17 protein-coding genes are annotated in these 15,949 nt (G+C 42.1%); 7 read left to right on the forward strand and 10 right to left on the reverse strand.

Annotated features, from left to right (window positions below; all coding sequences use genetic code 11):
• The 4 genes from B4K26_RS07530 to B4K26_RS07545 all read left to right on the forward strand — a co-directional run.
• The coding region (locus B4K26_RS07530) for a 2OG-Fe(II) oxygenase (protein ID WP_296244579.1) at positions 1-498 on the forward strand (498 nt) is incomplete at its 5' end.
• Positions 499-555: 57 nt separating this feature from the next.
• A complete protein-coding gene (locus tag B4K26_RS07535; protein WP_296244580.1) occupies positions 556-1,020 on the forward strand; it encodes a hypothetical protein in 465 nt (154 codons plus the stop codon).
• Between the two features lie 112 nt (positions 1,021-1,132).
• On the forward strand, positions 1,133-2,338 hold the full coding sequence (gene dapE / locus B4K26_RS07540; RefSeq protein ID WP_296244582.1) for a succinyl-diaminopimelate desuccinylase: 1,206 nt from the start codon (positions 1,133-1,135) through the stop codon (positions 2,336-2,338).
• A 17-nt stretch (positions 2,339-2,355) separates the two neighbouring features.
• Positions 2,356-3,099 carry a hypothetical protein gene (locus tag B4K26_RS07545; protein ID WP_296244584.1) on the forward strand — a complete coding sequence of 248 codons (744 nt, stop codon included), beginning with the start codon at positions 2,356-2,358 and terminating at the stop codon, positions 3,097-3,099.
• A gap of 92 nt (positions 3,100-3,191) precedes the next feature.
• Here B4K26_RS07545 and B4K26_RS07550 read toward each other — a convergent pair whose 3' ends face one another.
• From B4K26_RS07550 to B4K26_RS07575, 6 genes are all read right to left on the reverse strand, one after another.
• A complete protein-coding gene (locus B4K26_RS07550; protein WP_296244587.1) occupies positions 3,192-3,716 on the reverse strand; it encodes a GyrI-like domain-containing protein in 525 nt (174 codons plus the stop codon).
• Between the two features lie 65 nt (positions 3,717-3,781).
• Entirely contained in the window at positions 3,782-3,991 is a 210-nt protein-coding gene (gene iscX / locus B4K26_RS07555) for a Fe-S cluster assembly protein IscX (RefSeq protein ID WP_201536908.1), read from the reverse strand.
• Positions 3,992-4,088: 97 nt separating this feature from the next.
• Positions 4,089-4,646, reverse strand: coding sequence for an acyl-CoA thioesterase (locus B4K26_RS07560; protein ID WP_296244591.1), 558 nt, complete (start codon positions 4,644-4,646; stop codon positions 4,089-4,091).
• A gap of 135 nt (positions 4,647-4,781) precedes the next feature.
• The gene (locus B4K26_RS07565; protein WP_409521384.1) at positions 4,782-6,182 is read right to left on the reverse strand and encodes an NAD(P)(+) transhydrogenase (Re/Si-specific) subunit beta; all 1,401 of its coding nucleotides are present in this window, start codon (positions 6,180-6,182) and stop codon (positions 4,782-4,784) included.
• Positions 6,179-6,526, reverse strand: a complete 348-nt coding sequence (locus B4K26_RS07570) for a proton-translocating transhydrogenase family protein (protein WP_296244669.1) — start codon at positions 6,524-6,526, stop codon at positions 6,179-6,181. Before B4K26_RS07570 ends, B4K26_RS07565 begins: the two co-directional genes overlap by 4 nt.
• Positions 6,527-6,639: 113 nt before the next feature.
• Positions 6,640-7,791, reverse strand: coding sequence for an NAD(P) transhydrogenase subunit alpha (locus tag B4K26_RS07575; RefSeq protein WP_296244592.1), 1,152 nt, complete (start codon positions 7,789-7,791; stop codon positions 6,640-6,642).
• A 503-nt stretch (positions 7,792-8,294) separates the two neighbouring features.
• Between B4K26_RS07575 and yaaA the strand changes: the two genes are divergently transcribed.
• Positions 8,295-9,095, forward strand: coding sequence for a peroxide stress protein YaaA (gene yaaA, locus B4K26_RS07580; RefSeq protein WP_296244593.1), 801 nt, complete (start codon positions 8,295-8,297; stop codon positions 9,093-9,095).
• Between the two features lie 206 nt (positions 9,096-9,301).
• Here the strand turns inward: yaaA and groL are convergent, their stop codons facing one another.
• Together groL and B4K26_RS07590 are read right to left on the reverse strand one after the other, a co-directional pair.
• Positions 9,302-10,951, reverse strand: a complete 1,650-nt coding sequence (gene groL, locus B4K26_RS07585; RefSeq protein ID WP_296244594.1) for a chaperonin GroEL — start codon at positions 10,949-10,951, stop codon at positions 9,302-9,304.
• Between the two features lie 103 nt (positions 10,952-11,054).
• Positions 11,055-11,348, reverse strand: a complete 294-nt coding sequence (locus B4K26_RS07590) for a co-chaperone GroES (protein ID WP_223144876.1) — start codon at positions 11,346-11,348, stop codon at positions 11,055-11,057.
• A gap of 482 nt (positions 11,349-11,830) precedes the next feature.
• Between B4K26_RS07590 and B4K26_RS07595 the strand changes: the two genes are divergently transcribed.
• Entirely contained in the window at positions 11,831-12,568 is a 738-nt protein-coding gene (locus B4K26_RS07595) for a DUF3108 domain-containing protein (RefSeq protein WP_296244595.1), read from the forward strand.
• A 134-nt stretch (positions 12,569-12,702) separates the two neighbouring features.
• On the opposite strand, the gene B4K26_RS07600 is transcribed toward B4K26_RS07595, so the two are convergent.
• Entirely contained in the window at positions 12,703-13,137 is a 435-nt protein-coding gene (locus tag B4K26_RS07600; RefSeq protein WP_409521386.1) for a hypothetical protein, read from the reverse strand.
• Between the two features lie 114 nt (positions 13,138-13,251).
• The gene (gene wrbA, locus B4K26_RS07605) at positions 13,252-13,869 is read right to left on the reverse strand and encodes an NAD(P)H:quinone oxidoreductase (protein WP_296244597.1); all 618 of its coding nucleotides are present in this window, start codon (positions 13,867-13,869) and stop codon (positions 13,252-13,254) included.
• Between the two features lie 305 nt (positions 13,870-14,174).
• Between wrbA and B4K26_RS07610 the strand changes: the two genes are divergently transcribed.
• Positions 14,175-15,728, forward strand: coding sequence for a YihY family inner membrane protein (locus tag B4K26_RS07610; protein ID WP_296244599.1), 1,554 nt, complete (start codon positions 14,175-14,177; stop codon positions 15,726-15,728).
• The last annotated feature ends 221 nt before the right edge of the window (positions 15,729-15,949 follow it).

The raw sequence follows: 15,949 nt of genomic DNA on the forward strand, positions 1-15,949 counted from the left end.
TCTGAGAGCGGTTTTATTGACTATCGCGACGCCGAGCTGACGGCTGGTATTCGGGTTAGCGATATTCGCGGTGACCGTATTCGCTGGATCACCGAAAACTTCTTTGCCGGGTTTTATTATTTGCAAAGTATCAATGCGCTTGCTGCCTTGTTTAATCGCAGTTTGTTTGCCGGTATTCGCCATAGTGAGGCGCATTACGCTTGTTATCCAGTGGGATTTGGCTACCAATGGCATAGCGACAATCCCGCTGGGCGTGACGAGCGCGTTATCTCGGCGGTGTTTTATCTCAATGATGATTGGAGCGATAGTGACGGTGGTGCTTTAGAAATCGTCGATAAACATGGCGTCCATCATAATATTATGCCTGTTGCCAATCGGCTGGTCATATTTGATAGCGACCTACAACATCAGGTGCAAATTGCTCATCGTCAGCGTTATTCTATCGCGACGTGGATGCGCCGTGATGGTTTGGTGCCTTTTGTTGAGGATAATATTTAAAATTCATCAGCTATTACTCTTACTTTAAATAAGCCTTGTTTATTAAGGATAATGACAATGCATAAAACCTTATTTAGAAGCTTTCTCTTAATTATCATCTTTCCTCTGATTGTGAGCTGCGAGACGCCCAATCATCAAGCCGCTACTCAACAACACAATGAGTTATTTTTTACCTATTATTTGCCAAAATCCACCCCTGAAAAACCTCTACTAATTAATCCGACCGCCATTACTACTGAATTCAAATATGAGGATGGGTGTCTGCTTGCATTTGACGGAAGCAGATGGATGACACCTGTATTTCCTGAAGGACATGCAACTTTTGATAGTCATTATGAGACTTTAAAACTATTAGAAACAAGTTATAAAATGGGTGATGTCATTTCTGCAGCTGGCTATGTGCGTCCTTACAACGGTGACAAAGTTAAAAGTTATAGTAATATCCCAGCCGAAAAGTGCATTACAAAGTATCTAGCAATATATTACGGCGATTATGAAAAAATTTACTTGGATAAAAACTAAAGTTATCTTGAGTATCAGAATTGAGTTGATAAACATCAGCATTAGATAAATCTTATAAGAATGAGCCAGATGTTATCACAAGAAATATTAAATTAACTTATCTAGGACTGTCATGAGTTTAGAAAATAATAGTAAAACCCATCAACAGCAAACGCTAGACTTAAGCATTGCTCTACTTGAGTGTCCTTCAGTCACACCAGATGATGATGGCTGCCAAGATATATTGTCAGAACGTCTGACGCAGGCTGGGTTTGACTGTGAGTTTATGTATTATGGTGATAGACAGGCAAAAGGCGAACAAGCGGAAGTCAAAAACCTTTGGGCGCGGCGTGGCACTACTGATCCCGTTATTTGTTTTGCTGGTCATACCGACGTCGTGCCTACGGGTGATGAAAACAATTGGACTTATCCGCCATTTACGCCCACCATTGCCGATGGTTATTTATGGGCGCGCGGTGCAGCTGATATGAAAACGGGGATTGCTGCTTTTACCGTTGCCGCCGAGCGTTTCGTCGCTAACCATCCTGAGCACAATGGTTCTATTGCCTTTTTAATCACCGCAGATGAAGAAGGGCCATCTATCAATGGTACAGTGAAAGTCATCGAAGCGCTCGAAGCACGCGATGAAAAAATTACCTATTGCCTCGTTGGCGAGCCATCAAGTACCGATACGCTGGGTGACATTATCAAAAACGGTCGCCGTGGCTCCTTGGGCGCGGTGCTTAGTGTCACTGGCAAACAAGGTCATGTCGCTTACCCGCATTTGGCTTGCAACCCGATTCATGCGGCGATGGCAGCATTAGCAGAACTGACAAACGCGACTTGGGATAACGGTAATGACTACTTCCCTGCGACTTCCTTACAAGTCTCTAATATCAATAGCGGCACGGGTGCAACCAACGTCATTCCAGAAACGCTTAATGCCGTGTTTAATTTTCGCTTTTCTACAGAAACCAGCGAAGATGAGTTAAAAGCAAAAACCCATGCTATCTTTGATAAATACTTTGAGAATAGTAAAGCCAGCTATGGTATTCATTGGAAATTATCCGGTCAGCCATTTTTGACCCCTGAAGGCAAACTCGTATCAGCCTGCCAGAGAGCGATTAAAAAAGTTACTGATATCGATACTACTTTATCAACTTCTGGTGGTACTTCTGACGGACGCTTTATCGCGCCAACCGGTGCGCAAGTGGTTGAGCTTGGCGTACGTAACGCCACGATTCATCAGGTCGATGAAAAGGTAGAAATAGATGATTTGGGCAGATTGGCGCAGATTTATGAAGGGATTTTAGAAAACTTGTTGTTAGGTGATGAGTAATCTACAGGAAAGCGGTTATGAAAATTAATCAACCTCATTTATTTTTGGTACTCGTAAGCTTTGGTTTGGTAGTCAGTGGTTGTAACAATATCAAAAAAGTGCAACCTGAAATGTACGCCGAAAAGGTAGCTTCTGAAAAAATAACTGAACCAGATAATAGTAATGATGTCGATAAAGTGCAAATGCCGCAAGGCGAAGGCAGCTTTCCAGTCAATCCTGCATCAAAAACACCATGGTCTACACTCGATAGAGATGAACAAGTTAATGAGATAAAACGTATTGTCGTGAGTTACGGCGGTGAGTTACAAGGCTTGGGTTATAGTGATGCTAAAATCCTAGAAACTGCTGATATTTATGTCCTGAATGCTGATATATCAGAAGACAATCATCTACAGCTGACTCAAACATTATCAGAGTTGGTAGGAGCACCTATCGTAATAAATATTCTAGATAGTAGGATGGTTGATGAGATGGGAAGCTTGGAAACTTTAGAGCTATCAGCAATTGACCAAAATCAGATAGCAAATTTTTCGATTTATAATAACGAACATATCAACTCAGTAGCGCGAATTGTAGAAACGCATGGCGCTAAACTGCAATCACTTGGTTACTCAGGCGATTCAGAACTTAGCCTTCAAATTAGCTACTATCCCAAAAAACTGACTAAGTCTGATTTTGAAAACTTAGAAAGAGCGTTAAAGCAGCTAACTGGTATTAATGTCACTGTGTTTAGAAAGAGCGTAACCATTAAGCCGCTTTAATCTACCTTTATACATAAGCACTCAATTGGTGGGTTATGCTGCGCCAACCCACCCTACCGCCACTGACAAGATTGCGTCACAGACTTGCGACTCTACTCAATCCCAATATAAAGATCCAACTCGCCATATTCTAAATTACCATCAATATAGTGCTCAAAATCGACCTTATAAGTGCGTTTGTGCTCACAGCTTGGATCATTAAAATACTCCCAAGCCTTCTCCCACGCATTCATTGCTGTATTTGGCATATTACCTTTTTCAGAAAACACCATATATTTTCCTGCAGGGATGCTGACCGATACCAAATTGCTTGCTTGTTTATCGCTATTAGCACTGACCCTATCAACCGCGTCATCATTATCTGACTGTGCCTTCTCACTATCTACCTTCCAACTGGCAACCACATCGAAAGCACCTGCATCGTCACTCTCATAGTTACGATAAATACCGAAGATATCCTGACCTTTTTCAAGCTGGCCCGCATGGTTTTGATAAAAATTTTGCCATAGCTTGCCTAACCTTGCTGTTTCATGGCTAATTTCAGCGTGATTGGTGGTACGAACGCTGATGCCTACGCAGGCTTGTTCATCGGTCAGCTCTTGGATTGGTGCAGTCATGAGGCAGTTTTTCCTGTTTATATTTAAGGTGATATTTTTTATTGAAATATGTTCGATGTATTATGCTAGTCAGCCTCGTCAATCCAATTCATCTGAATCGCTTCTAAAATACCTTCGTTTGATTTTTGCGGGTCATCATCAAAGCCTTCAAGTTCAGTCACCCAGCGATGCAAATCCGTAAAGCGGACATACTGTGGATCAGTCTCTGGAAATTTCTCATAAAGCTCAATAGCGATATCTAAGCTGTCTGTCCATTTTAACTTCTGCGGGGTCATGGTAGCTCCTTATTTTTAATTATTTTCATAAAATAGCGTTATAAAATGTCTCAGCACTATCCTATCAAAATTTATCACAGGATTATAGCCAAGTTAATTATGCTACTGATTTAGTCAGCGTCGTGGATTTGGTAGATTTAATCGCTACTTGATGTTCGTTCCATGAGTCAATAACATCTGTCAGCTGCGCGCCTATCATATCTAGTACCTCAGTTGTGCACTTACCCTTTTTATTGGTTAAAACAAATTTAGTCATACCAACACCCATCAGCTGATTTTTTACAAAAAAACGTGTTTCAAAATAGACATATTTTTTATCCCAACCGACAAGTGTACTATTTACCGTCATTTTATCTAAAAATTTAATCTCTTTAAGATAAACCATTTCTTGCATGGCAATAATCCAGCCGAGATTTTTAATGCCTTTTTGATGACAGCATGCCATCAGCCACTTAGTGATGTTTAACTCGATAAAAGATAAGTAGCGATAATTGGGCAGATGATCACGAAAGCCCATGTCATGTGGTAATACTCTATAGTGGCGTACAATTGGTTTGGTTAATGTTTCGAAACTTAGGTGTTCATTAGCCGATTGCTGTTTAAGCTGCTGCTTTAATAAGCTGACCATAATAAAAAAACGTATCAACATATTCATAAAGGAAGTCTCTGCACCGTTATTCTGTATTAATTATGAGTAAATATAGCTTTGATAAATACTGCCTACCTTAACGTAAAAAAAGCCACCTCAGTGACTTTTTTCGTGAAAATATTATTAGTAGATGATTAGCAATTAATGACCGCCGCCATTGATGCTACGAACCATCTCTTCAACCATCTTTTTGGCATCACCAAAGATCATCATGGTTTTATCCATGTAGAATAGGCTGTTATCAAGACCTGCATAGCCCGTGCTCATCGAACGCTTAATCACCATCACCGTTTGGGCTTTGCTGACTTCTAGAATTGGCATACCAAAGATAGGCGATGTTGGATCGTCTTTAGCAGAAGGGTTGACCACGTCGTTCGCCCCAATGACTAATACCACATCGGTACTGGCAAAATCCGAGTTAATCTCATCCATCTCAAGGATATCGTCATAAGGCACATCAGCCTCTGCTAATAGTACGTTCATGTGTCCTGGCATTCGACCAGCGACTGGATGGATGGCAAAGCGAACATTGACGCCTTCTTCTTTTAATAGCTCGTACAATTCTTTTACCGCATTTTGCGCGCGACCCTGCGCCATACCATAGCCCGGTACGATGACCACATTACTGGCATTGGCCATGAGGAAACCTGCGTCCTCTGCTGATCCTGCTTTATAGTTTTTCGGTGCACCATCATCGCCGCCTGCCGCTGCCGCTGTCTTGCCCATACCGCCAAATAAGACGTTCAGTAATGAGCGGTTCATTGCTTTACACATGATATAAGATAAAATCGCGCCTGATGAACCGACGAGTGACCCTGCGATAATAAGCATCGAGTTGCCAAGGGTAAAACCGATACCTGCTGCCGCCCAACCTGAGAATGAGTTTAGCAAAGACACAACCACTGGCATATCACCGCCACCGATTGGGGCAATCCACATCCAACCGAAGATGACTGCAATCACTGCCATGGCATAAAACGCTGGTAATGAATCAGTAACGAAGTACACGCCACCGAAAGCAATCATCGCAATAAATAGTAGTGCTTGTACTGGCTTTACCCAGCCGCCAACCAAAGTTTTCGCCCAGCTCTTCGCTGCTAATTTACCAAAAGCAAAGACTGACGCTGAAAAGGTAATCGCCCCGATAAAGCAACCGATAAATAATTCAACACGAGCAACTGTGCCGTGCTGTTGTTCAGTATGCAGTACGGTTGCTAAGGCAATAGCGACCGCTGCTAAACCAACAAAGGAATGCATCAAAGCGACCGTTTCTGGCATTTGGGTCATGGCGACTGTCTTTGCTTTCCACATACCGACGATAGCACCTAATACCATCGCACCGATAATTAACCAAAGGACAGGGCCTTCCGCTAAGAAGAATGTCGTCACGACAGCAATGGCCATCGCAACCATACCCATACGGTTACCACGAATCGCCGTCTTTGGACTAGATAAACCACGCAAGGTTAAGACAAAAAGGATAGCACCAACTAAGTAGAACCAGTCAGCATTTGCAGAAATCATGTTTGTTAAATCGCTCATGCGTTGCCTCCATTCTCAGTCGTGCCAGCTTCAAGTGCAGGGGCTTTTTTTACTTTAGGCTTAAACATTGCAAGCATACGCTCAGTCACGGCAAAACCACCGAAAATATTGATACTGGCTAAAAATACCGCGAAGGCACCCAGCAAACTGGTTGGCGCAAATACCGACCCATCAATGGTGACGGTTTGCAGCATCGCACCGACGATAACAATACTTGATAAGGCATTGGTTACTGCCATTAGTGGCGTGTGCAATGCTGGCGTGACGCCCCAAACGACGTAATATCCGACGAAAATAGCGAGCACAAATACCGTGAAAATCGCTACGAACGGTGTGCTACTCATGGCCGCACCCGCTGGCGCTGCCGCTAATATAGTGGCAATCATCTAATCCTCCTAAAAAATTATTCGTTACTGCAAATGTAGGGTCATGAAGTAATTGAGACTTGATTTAAAGCTTAGCGTTTAGCAAGGCGAACTTGGTTGTCATGCGTCACTGCTAATGCGCCTTGAATCTCATCATTCATGTCTAAATTGAGTGCCAGTGTGTTTGCAGCGTCTGTTGCGGCAGGGGCTATTAAGGTGGTGATAAAATTAACTAGGTTATTGGCGTATAAGTCTGAAGACTGCGCCGCCAGTTGTGATGGGATATTTGCTGCGCCAACGATACGAACACCGTTTGCCGTGGTAATGGTCTCGTCAGGAATACTGCCTTCGACGTTGCCGCCCGTTCCAGCGGCCATATCGATGAGCACGGATCCTGCTTTCATTTTGGCAAGCGTTGCCGCATGTACCAAGCGTGGAGCGTTACGACCAGGAATTTGCGCGGTAGTGATAACGATATCAGCATTGCTTAACGCCTTATCCACCACAGCGGCTTGGTCTTTAATGTATTGTTCAGATGGTGTCCACGCATAGCCACCTGTGGCTTTGGCCTTTTGCGCTTCGTCTTCACTCATTGGAACATCAAGCCATTTGCCGCCAAGCGATTCCACTTGTTCTTTCGCAGCAGGGCGCAAATCACTGGCTTCAACAACAGCACCTAAGCGTTTTGCCGTGGCAATCGCTTGCAATCCTGCAACCCCAACGCCTAAGATAACGACTTTAGCAGGTTTGACTGTACCAGCTGAGGTCATAAACATTGGGAATGGTCGTGAATATTCGTTGGCAGCTAGCAGTACTGCCTTATAACCAGCAAGGTTGGCTTGCGATGACAAGACATCCATATTTTGGGCGCGTGACAAGGTTCGTGGCAATAGCTCCATGGCAAAGGCAGTTGCACCTTTGGCTGCATAAGTATCAAGTTGGGCATTACGGTATGGGTCGAGCATACCAATGACGATTTGACCAGCTGTTAAATGTTCAGTCACTGTCATGGGTAAGTCATTCACCGTGGTAATAATTTGAGATTGATTGACGACCTCGGTGCTACTGTTAGCAATGTCAGCTCCAGCAGATTGATACAGCTCATCCGCGTAATACGCCGCTTGACCTGCACCTGACTGAATGACGACTTCAAACCCAAGTTTACGTAATTTTTTTACTGCGTCTGGGGTTAGCGCGACCCGACTTTCACTTGCGCTATCTGCACTAATCACACCAATCTTCATACCGTCTCCTTTTGTCTAACGACTATTCTCACGTCTAATGACTACCTTTTAACACCCTCAACGCACATCTAAAAAGCACAGGGGACAAAAAATCTTCGGTCAGGTTGATTGAGAACTGACGACCAAAGATTATCAATTTAATAAATGATGACTACTTTACCATCATGCCATTTTATTATAGATATATCGTCTTCTAATTTTCATCGTCTAATAATGACCCATAAGTTAATAAAAAGTTTGCCACCTTTGCCATAGTTATAACTTTTATTGTTATATTAAAAACTTTTACTTTTTAGCTATTCTTGAAAATATATAAAGAATTAGAATTGGTAACAGTACAAATAGGAATATATAATATTTCAAATCATAAAATAGTTTTATGATAGAACTTAAAAATACAAAACGATTATCAACAAGTCAAGATAAACTTATGGATGACGTATAATAAGAAAACTGGACACTATACTTTGCTGATTATTGACTCATTATAATAAGGAATAACGATGTATTTTTTACTCTCTCCTGCCAAATCTCTCAATGAAAAAGACTCTATCCCCGTGAATCTAAGCAATCACTATAGCCAGCCTGAACTGATCGAACAGGCGCAAATACTGATGAAAGCATTGAAATCAAAAGAGCCGATTGATTTGCAAGAGCTGATGGGTATCTCTGACGATTTGGCACAGCTCAATGCTAAACGTAATCAAAACTGGGCTTGGAGTAATAATGAACCTTTTACGACCACCAACGCCAAACCTGCGGGTTATTTATTCGATGGTGATGTTTATAGCGGTCTTGATATGTATAACATGGATAAGGAAACTGCTATTTACGTCAATGAGCATCTTGGTATTTTGTCAGGGCTTTATGGCGTATTAAAACCGCTGGATTTAATTCAGCCTTATCGCCTAGAGATGGGAATTAAGCTAAAAAATGAGCGTGGCGATAATCTGTATGAATTCTGGGGAGAGGAAGTAACTAATACTATCAATGCGCGTATGGCAAATAGCGAAGATAAAGTTTTGGTTAACCTCGCTTCTAATGAGTATTTTAAGGTAATAAAAAAGAAAGCACTGAATGCTGAAGTTATCACGCCACGATTTGAAGATGAAAAAAATGGTCAATATAAAGTGATTAGCTTTTATGCCAAAAAAGCGCGTGGACTGATGGTGAAGTATGCGGCTGATAATAAATTAACCAGTGCTGAACAGTTAAAGCAGTTTGATTTGGCGGGATATTATTATATTGATGAGCTATCTGATGATAAAACGTGGGTGTTTCGTCGGGATGAGGCAAGTCAGTAATTTTTAAAAAGTTATCTAATTTGTATCATAAAACCCCGATAAGCTTAGCCTATCGGGGTTTTGTTTAAACTCGGTTTAACGTGTACGTTATGACAAAGTCATACTTCTAGAAAAAAGTGATTTGTCGAGGAAGACGCGCGAAAATGGTATCTATCGTACATTGAGCGCGCCTGACAAATAGAAATCGCTTTTTAGCAGAAGTAAAATTACATCATACCGCCCATGCCACCCATACCGCCCATTCCACCAGCACCGCCCATGCCAGCCATAGGATCAGCACTTTCTGGTAGGTCAGTAATCATGGCTTCAGTAGTCAGCATTAAACCAGCTACAGAAGCGGCGTTTTCTAATGCTGAACGTGATACTTTTGCTGGGTCAAGAATACCCATCTCAAGCATATCGCCATATTCACCAGAAGCAGCATTATAACCGTAGTTACCGCTACCATTTTTCACTTCGTTAACCACTACTGACGCTTCGTCGCCTGAGTTGGTTACGATTTGACGTAATGGCGCTTCCATCGCACGGCGTAAGATATTGATACCAGCGTTTTGGTCGTCGTTATCACCGCGAAGTTCAGACAATGCGTTCATCGCACGAACTAAGGCAACACCGCCACCAGGGACAACACCTTCTTCAACCGCTGCGCGAGTTGCATGAAGCGCATCATCAACGCGGTCTTTCTTCTCTTTCATTTCAGTTTCAGTTGCAGCGCCAACCTTGATAACGGCAACGCCGCCAGCCAGTTTTGCCATACGCTCTTGAAGCTTTTCTTTATCATAGTCAGACGTTGATTCTTCAACTTGACGACGGATAGAATCAACACGGTTTTCGATATCAGCAGTGTTACCAGCGCCGTCAACGATTACGGTGTTTTCTTTACCAACAGTGACTTTCTTAGCCGTTCCCAATTGCTCTAGTGTCGCAGTCTCAAGACTTAGACCAATCTCTTCAGAGATAACGGTACCGCCAGTCAAGGTTGCGATATCTTCTAACATGGCTTTACGGCGATCGCCAAATCCTGGTGCTTTAACGGCACAAGTTTTTAAGCCGCCACGCATGTTGTTTACTACTAAAGTCGCCAATGCTTCGTTTTCTACGTCTTCAGCAATGATGAGTAGTGGCTTGCTTTGCTGCATCACTTGCTCAAGCAATGGCACGATTTCACGAATGTTGCTGATTTTTTTATCGACAAGCAAGATGTATGGGTTTTCAAATTCAGCAGTCAGGCTGTCTTGTTTGTTTGCAAAGTACGGGCTGATATAACCACGGTCAAACTGCATACCTTCGACGACTTCTAAGGTATCTTCAAAGCTTGAACCTTCTTCAACAGTGATAACGCCTTGCTTACCAACTTTTTCCATTGCTTGGGCAATCAATTCACCAATTTTGGTGTCTGAGTTGGCAGAGATAGAACCTACTTGGGCGATCGCTTTAGAATCGTCAGCTGGGGTTGATAGCTCGTGAATTTGCTCAACTGCTGCGCGAACCGCTTTATCGATTCCGCGTTTTAGATCCATTGGGTTCATGCCAGCGGCAACCGATTTCATGCCTTCTTGCAAGATTGACTGAGCCAATACAGTCGCAGTCGTTGTACCGTCACCAGCGACATCGTTGGTGCGGCTAGCGACTTCACGAACCAATTGCGCGCCCATGTTTTCAAATTTGTTTTCAAGCTCGATTTCTTTAGCAACTGAAACACCATCTTTAGTGATGGTTGGTGCGCCAAATGATTTATCGATAACCACGTTACGACCTTTAGGGCCTAAGGTTACTTTTACCGCATTTGCTAGAACGTTTACACCGTCCATCATTTGTTTACGGGCATCAATGCCAAATTTTACGTCTTTTGCCATGTTAAATTACTCCACTATTATAAGTATGAGAATGCAATTAAATGTTTTAATGTTATTTTCAATATTTTCAAAAGGTGCCGAGTATAAAGTAATACTCAAAAAATTAGCCTTCTAGCACACCGAGTACATCAGATTCTTTCATAATCAATAGTTCTTCGCCGTCAACTTTAACCGTTTGACCAGCATATTGACCGAACAAGACTTTGTCGCCAACTTTTACATCTAATGCGCGAGTTTCACCGTTGTCACGAATCTGACCGTTTCCGGTTGCTAGCACTTCACCTTGCGAAGGCTTTTCTTGCGCTGAACCAGGAAGCAAAATTCCACCCGCCGTTTTCGTTTCTTCTTCTATGCGGCGGACAACAATACGATCATGTAAAGGACGAATATTCATCAATATGTCTCCAGTAATGGGTTTTTAAAATAAAGGTTTATTGAAATAAATGGTCTCAAGACCAGTATCTATAAGAATTGCAACTAAGAAGTAGCTTCTTATACATAAGCGTTGAGCTTGATTCAAAAAGTGGGGGCATGGTGAGTTGGCTTCAAGTGTAAAGCCTAAAAATTTACAAGAATTTTTCTTACTAGATAGCGTTTATTAAAAAGCCATCATAAATGATGAATGCGTTCCAAATAACAGGCATTGTCTTGCCAGACTTACAGCAAGTTACTCAATTGATGATAGGAATGATTGCCGTAACATCGGCTACAAGAGCCAAACGACCGCGCAATTCTTACCCCTTGAAAATGTAACAAGTTATGACCATTATAGTCTTTAATAACATAACCGTATTTCTACAGCAAAATCATTCTTACATAATATTTAAACCATCGCATTGCTTCATTTATTATCTAATATAAATTAATTAAGGAATATCAATGACCGTCCATAATGATAAAAAACAAAGTAAATCTAAATTTTTAACGGTTTTAACCACCAGTGCTAGCATCGCTGCTATCGGAGCTTTGAGTATGACTGTACCAACCCTTGCTAGTGCCAAGAGCGTTGAACCCTCAAGCGCCAACTATAGCTTTACTATTGAAGACAAATATAAAGGAACGGCCACTCGTACTTTGAATAAGTCTGGAAATACGTGGAAGTATAATGTCAATGCTCGAGTTGCTGGTGTCGCAACCGCCGCGCAAAACAGTACTTTTACTATTAACGGTAATAATGTCATTCCAACTCAAGCCAGTACTACTTATAAGTTATTGGGTGTTGGTCGAACGCATAAATTGGACTTCAATCCAAGCAGTAAAAAAGTGGTGAGTAATTATAGAGGTAAATCGACCACCTTAAATATGGCGCAGCAAGCCTTTGATGATTTGAGTCTTGAGGTTCAAATTCGCCAAGATTTATTAAATGGCAAATTCTCTGGCAACTATTACATGGCGAAAAAAGACAAAATTGAGAAAACGCCCTTTAAGAAATCGGGTAATACTAAGATTACGGTTCCAGCAGGTACTTTCGATACCGTTCGTGTCGACCGTGTTCACGATGACAATAGCCGCTCGACCAGTTTTTGGCTGGCACCAAGCTTAGATTACTTGCCAGTGAAAGTGAGCCAAATTAACGATGGTAAGAAAATGGACTTGGAATTGACCAAAGTTAATTAAGTTACTGTCTATAAATCACTGTTTATAAGTTAGTTGGTTATCAATAAATAGCTAGCATAAAAAAGGGCGCTCTATGTTAGAGCGCCCTTTTTTGAGTGATTTTTTACTACAAACGATAGTATTTAAAGTCTTAACTAGCGTGATCGAGGTTGCTTAACGACATTGTTCATCGAAGGTAGACGCTTGAGAAGGATAAACAACCAAATATTAATGGCTAACAGTAAAACAAAATCTAACAGATACACTGCTATCTCAACCCAACTGCTGCCATACATACGCGTAAATAGTACTACACCGCTCGCCCCGAGATAAACCAAAGTGAACATACTGCCTATCAATAGCGCATAAGGTGAACGCCCGCGTAGTATCGATGGCGTTAAGACAAACGCTGGCACTAACCATAACGCTTGCCAAGCTATACCGCCGACAATATCTGGACTACTGGGATTGAAAATACTGATTAAGATTGGCAGCCCAAGCAATCTAAAAACCAGCCAAACCAACCAAGTGATCGTTAAACGCTGGCGGATAGGCGCTATCGGTTTTTGCGCCTTAATTGCTTCAGGCATTTTTTCTGCTGGCGTTTGGGTATTACTGTTATGATTGGACTGATTATGGTTAGTAGCCATGAGAGGTATTTAATTCCTAATTGATAGCGGCAAGCGGCAATAAATAAAGGTCAATTAGCGACTCCAATTGGCTTGGGCTAACGCTTTGGCACTAATAGCCAAGCGACGACCTTGAGCAATAGCCAGTTCACGCTCATCAGCCGATACTGGCTGATCGTGCGCCGCGCCGCTAACATGACTTGCGCCATAAGGCGAGCCGCCACGACTAGTACGATTTAGGGCAGGCTCAGCATAGGGCACGCCCACAATCATCATGCCATGGTGCAATAGCGGCATCATCATCGTCAGCAGTGTCGTCTCTTGTCCGCCGTGCATCGAACCGGTTGCAGTAAATACAGCGGCGGGTTTATTCTGTAGATTTCCTGCCAGCCATAGCGTGACGGTATTGTCCCAAAAATACTTCATTGGCGCGGCCATATTACCAAAGTGCGTTGGGCTTCCTAGCGCGAGACCACTACAATCTTTTAAATCGTCCATGGTGCAATATAGATCGCCGTCATCAGGAATAGCAGGCTTACTTGCCGTGGTTTCAGGTGCAACTGTCGGCACCGTACGAATACGCGCTGTCATTCCAGCCTCTTCAATACCTTGGGCGATGGCATATGCTAATGTCTTCGTCGTACCATAATTTGAATAATAAAGCACCAAAACATACGGGGCGGTCTGACTCATTAGCAAAACATCCTTACAAAATCGTGAAAATGAATGATTAAAAGCGTGTCAACTCTATTATAAATGACACGCCTGACCAATAGATGTGCACATTATGCCCGAGTCATTCACCGACATGCAAACAAACCCCTTTTAATAACCCAGTTTTGCTATTTCGTTTTTGTAGAAAACTGACTTAAATTGCTATGGAAGACTCTCAAAACCATGTACACGCCCTCAGTGCATTTTGACACAATTCAGCGGCAGATTCTGGATGTCCATTTTTGCTACACTACTCGCACTCTTATTGCCGTTAAATGGTTGTTATGGAAAATATACTAAAAAAAATCCCCTTTTTACATCAACGCTGGTTCCAGTTTCTACGTTTCTTGACGCGGCACTTTCTTGAAGACAATTGTCAGCAAAAAGCGGCGTCACTAACTTATACGACGCTATTGTCCATTGTACCTATCTTAACGGTACTCTTGATGATTTTGTCTTCTGTTCCAGCACTTGCATCGGTCAGAGCGCAGATTTACGAGGTTATTTATAGTAACTTGCTGCCGCAATCGAGTTTGCAGGTCAGCAAATATATCAATAACTTCGCCGAGAAATCCTCAAATCTGACCATCATCGGTTCGATGGTACTGTTTTTTACCACCATCATGACATTGACGACCATTGAGCGCGCTTTTAATCAAATCTGGCGGGTAGAAAATCGTTCAGGTGGAATGAAGAGCATACTGCGCTATTGGACCATCGTGACGCTGGGACCGCTGATTTTGGGCACAGCATTTATCGTCTCGAGTACGGTACAAAGTTTAAGTTTCTTAAATCGACAAATTGCGGGCTATGGCATTGACTGGTCGTTTTGGATCCAAGTCGTCTCCATTGCGGTTACAGTGGCTGGTTTTATCGGTATGTATTGGTTTATTCCAAAAGCGCGTGTTCCTGCAAAAAATGCCGCGATTGCAGGTGTTTTTGTTGCCGTGATATTCGAGCTAATGAAGAACCTTTTTGGGACGGTAATGGCGAATTTCACCAGCTATGAAGCTATTTACGGAGCATTTGCGGCGCTGCCTATTTTCTTACTTTGGATATATTTGTCGTGGAATTTGATTTTATTGGGCGTTGAAATTAGCTATACCTTGACTATCTTTGAGACGGAAGAGGTCTATCCGCGCCATCCACTCTTAAGTTTGCTCGATATGTTAAATCTCGTTTATACCCATCATCTAAAAGGTGAAGCGGTGAGCGAACAAGCCCTGCGCAATGTTTTGGGACGCAAAGAGTTGCCAAAATGGTATACCTATCTTAACTATCTGCAAGACAGCAATCTCATCACCATGACGGAAGAAGAAGATTACGTACTGAAAAAAGATTTGAGCAAAATGACCTTGTGGGATTTTTACCGCACCTTACCTTACCCCTTACCTATTAAAGATGAGCTCGATGAGATGAGCTTGGAAGAGCAAAAACCTTGGCTGAGTTTATTAGTAGATCGCTTTGAAAATACAGAAGCTTTTGCTAAACAGCAATTGGCTTTACCATTGAACATGATTTTCGCCCATAGTGAACCCCGTAAAAAATCTGAGGAAAATGCAGCAGACTCGGCTAAAAAAAATCGATCTAAGCTTTTTAGAAAATCTAGCGAGGCAGCCCCTAACCATCTATGTAAAAAAGATAAAAATCGGGTTAACGTCACGCCAGATTTTGATCCTATCGCTTATGATAAAGACAGCGACGTAGAGTGCGACGAGAATAATAATGAAATCCTCATTCCTAAAGATGTTAATGAAGATAAAGATTCCATATATCATAATAAAACAAGTAGCAGAGGCGATATCATTACTGAAGCGGATAAGCCTACGAGAGGTTAGCTTAGTATCATTTTGCTAAGACAGCTCTTATTATATAGTTACTGCGAAGTCTAGAAATAAGCCTCTATCATAGGGGCTTATTTTTTTACTAACTTTTTAATCGCTCCTATTTATATGGTAAGGTAATTCCTTTTAAGCCTCTTTATTTAGTGGTGCAATAGCATAGCTTTTATCGACAAAACTTGTTTAATTTTTAGGTCATTTTTGGAGCGCATTATATT

It is taken from the genome of Psychrobacter sp. UBA6766 (assembly GCF_002453355.1).
GTDB lineage: Bacteria > Pseudomonadota > Gammaproteobacteria > Pseudomonadales > Moraxellaceae > Psychrobacter.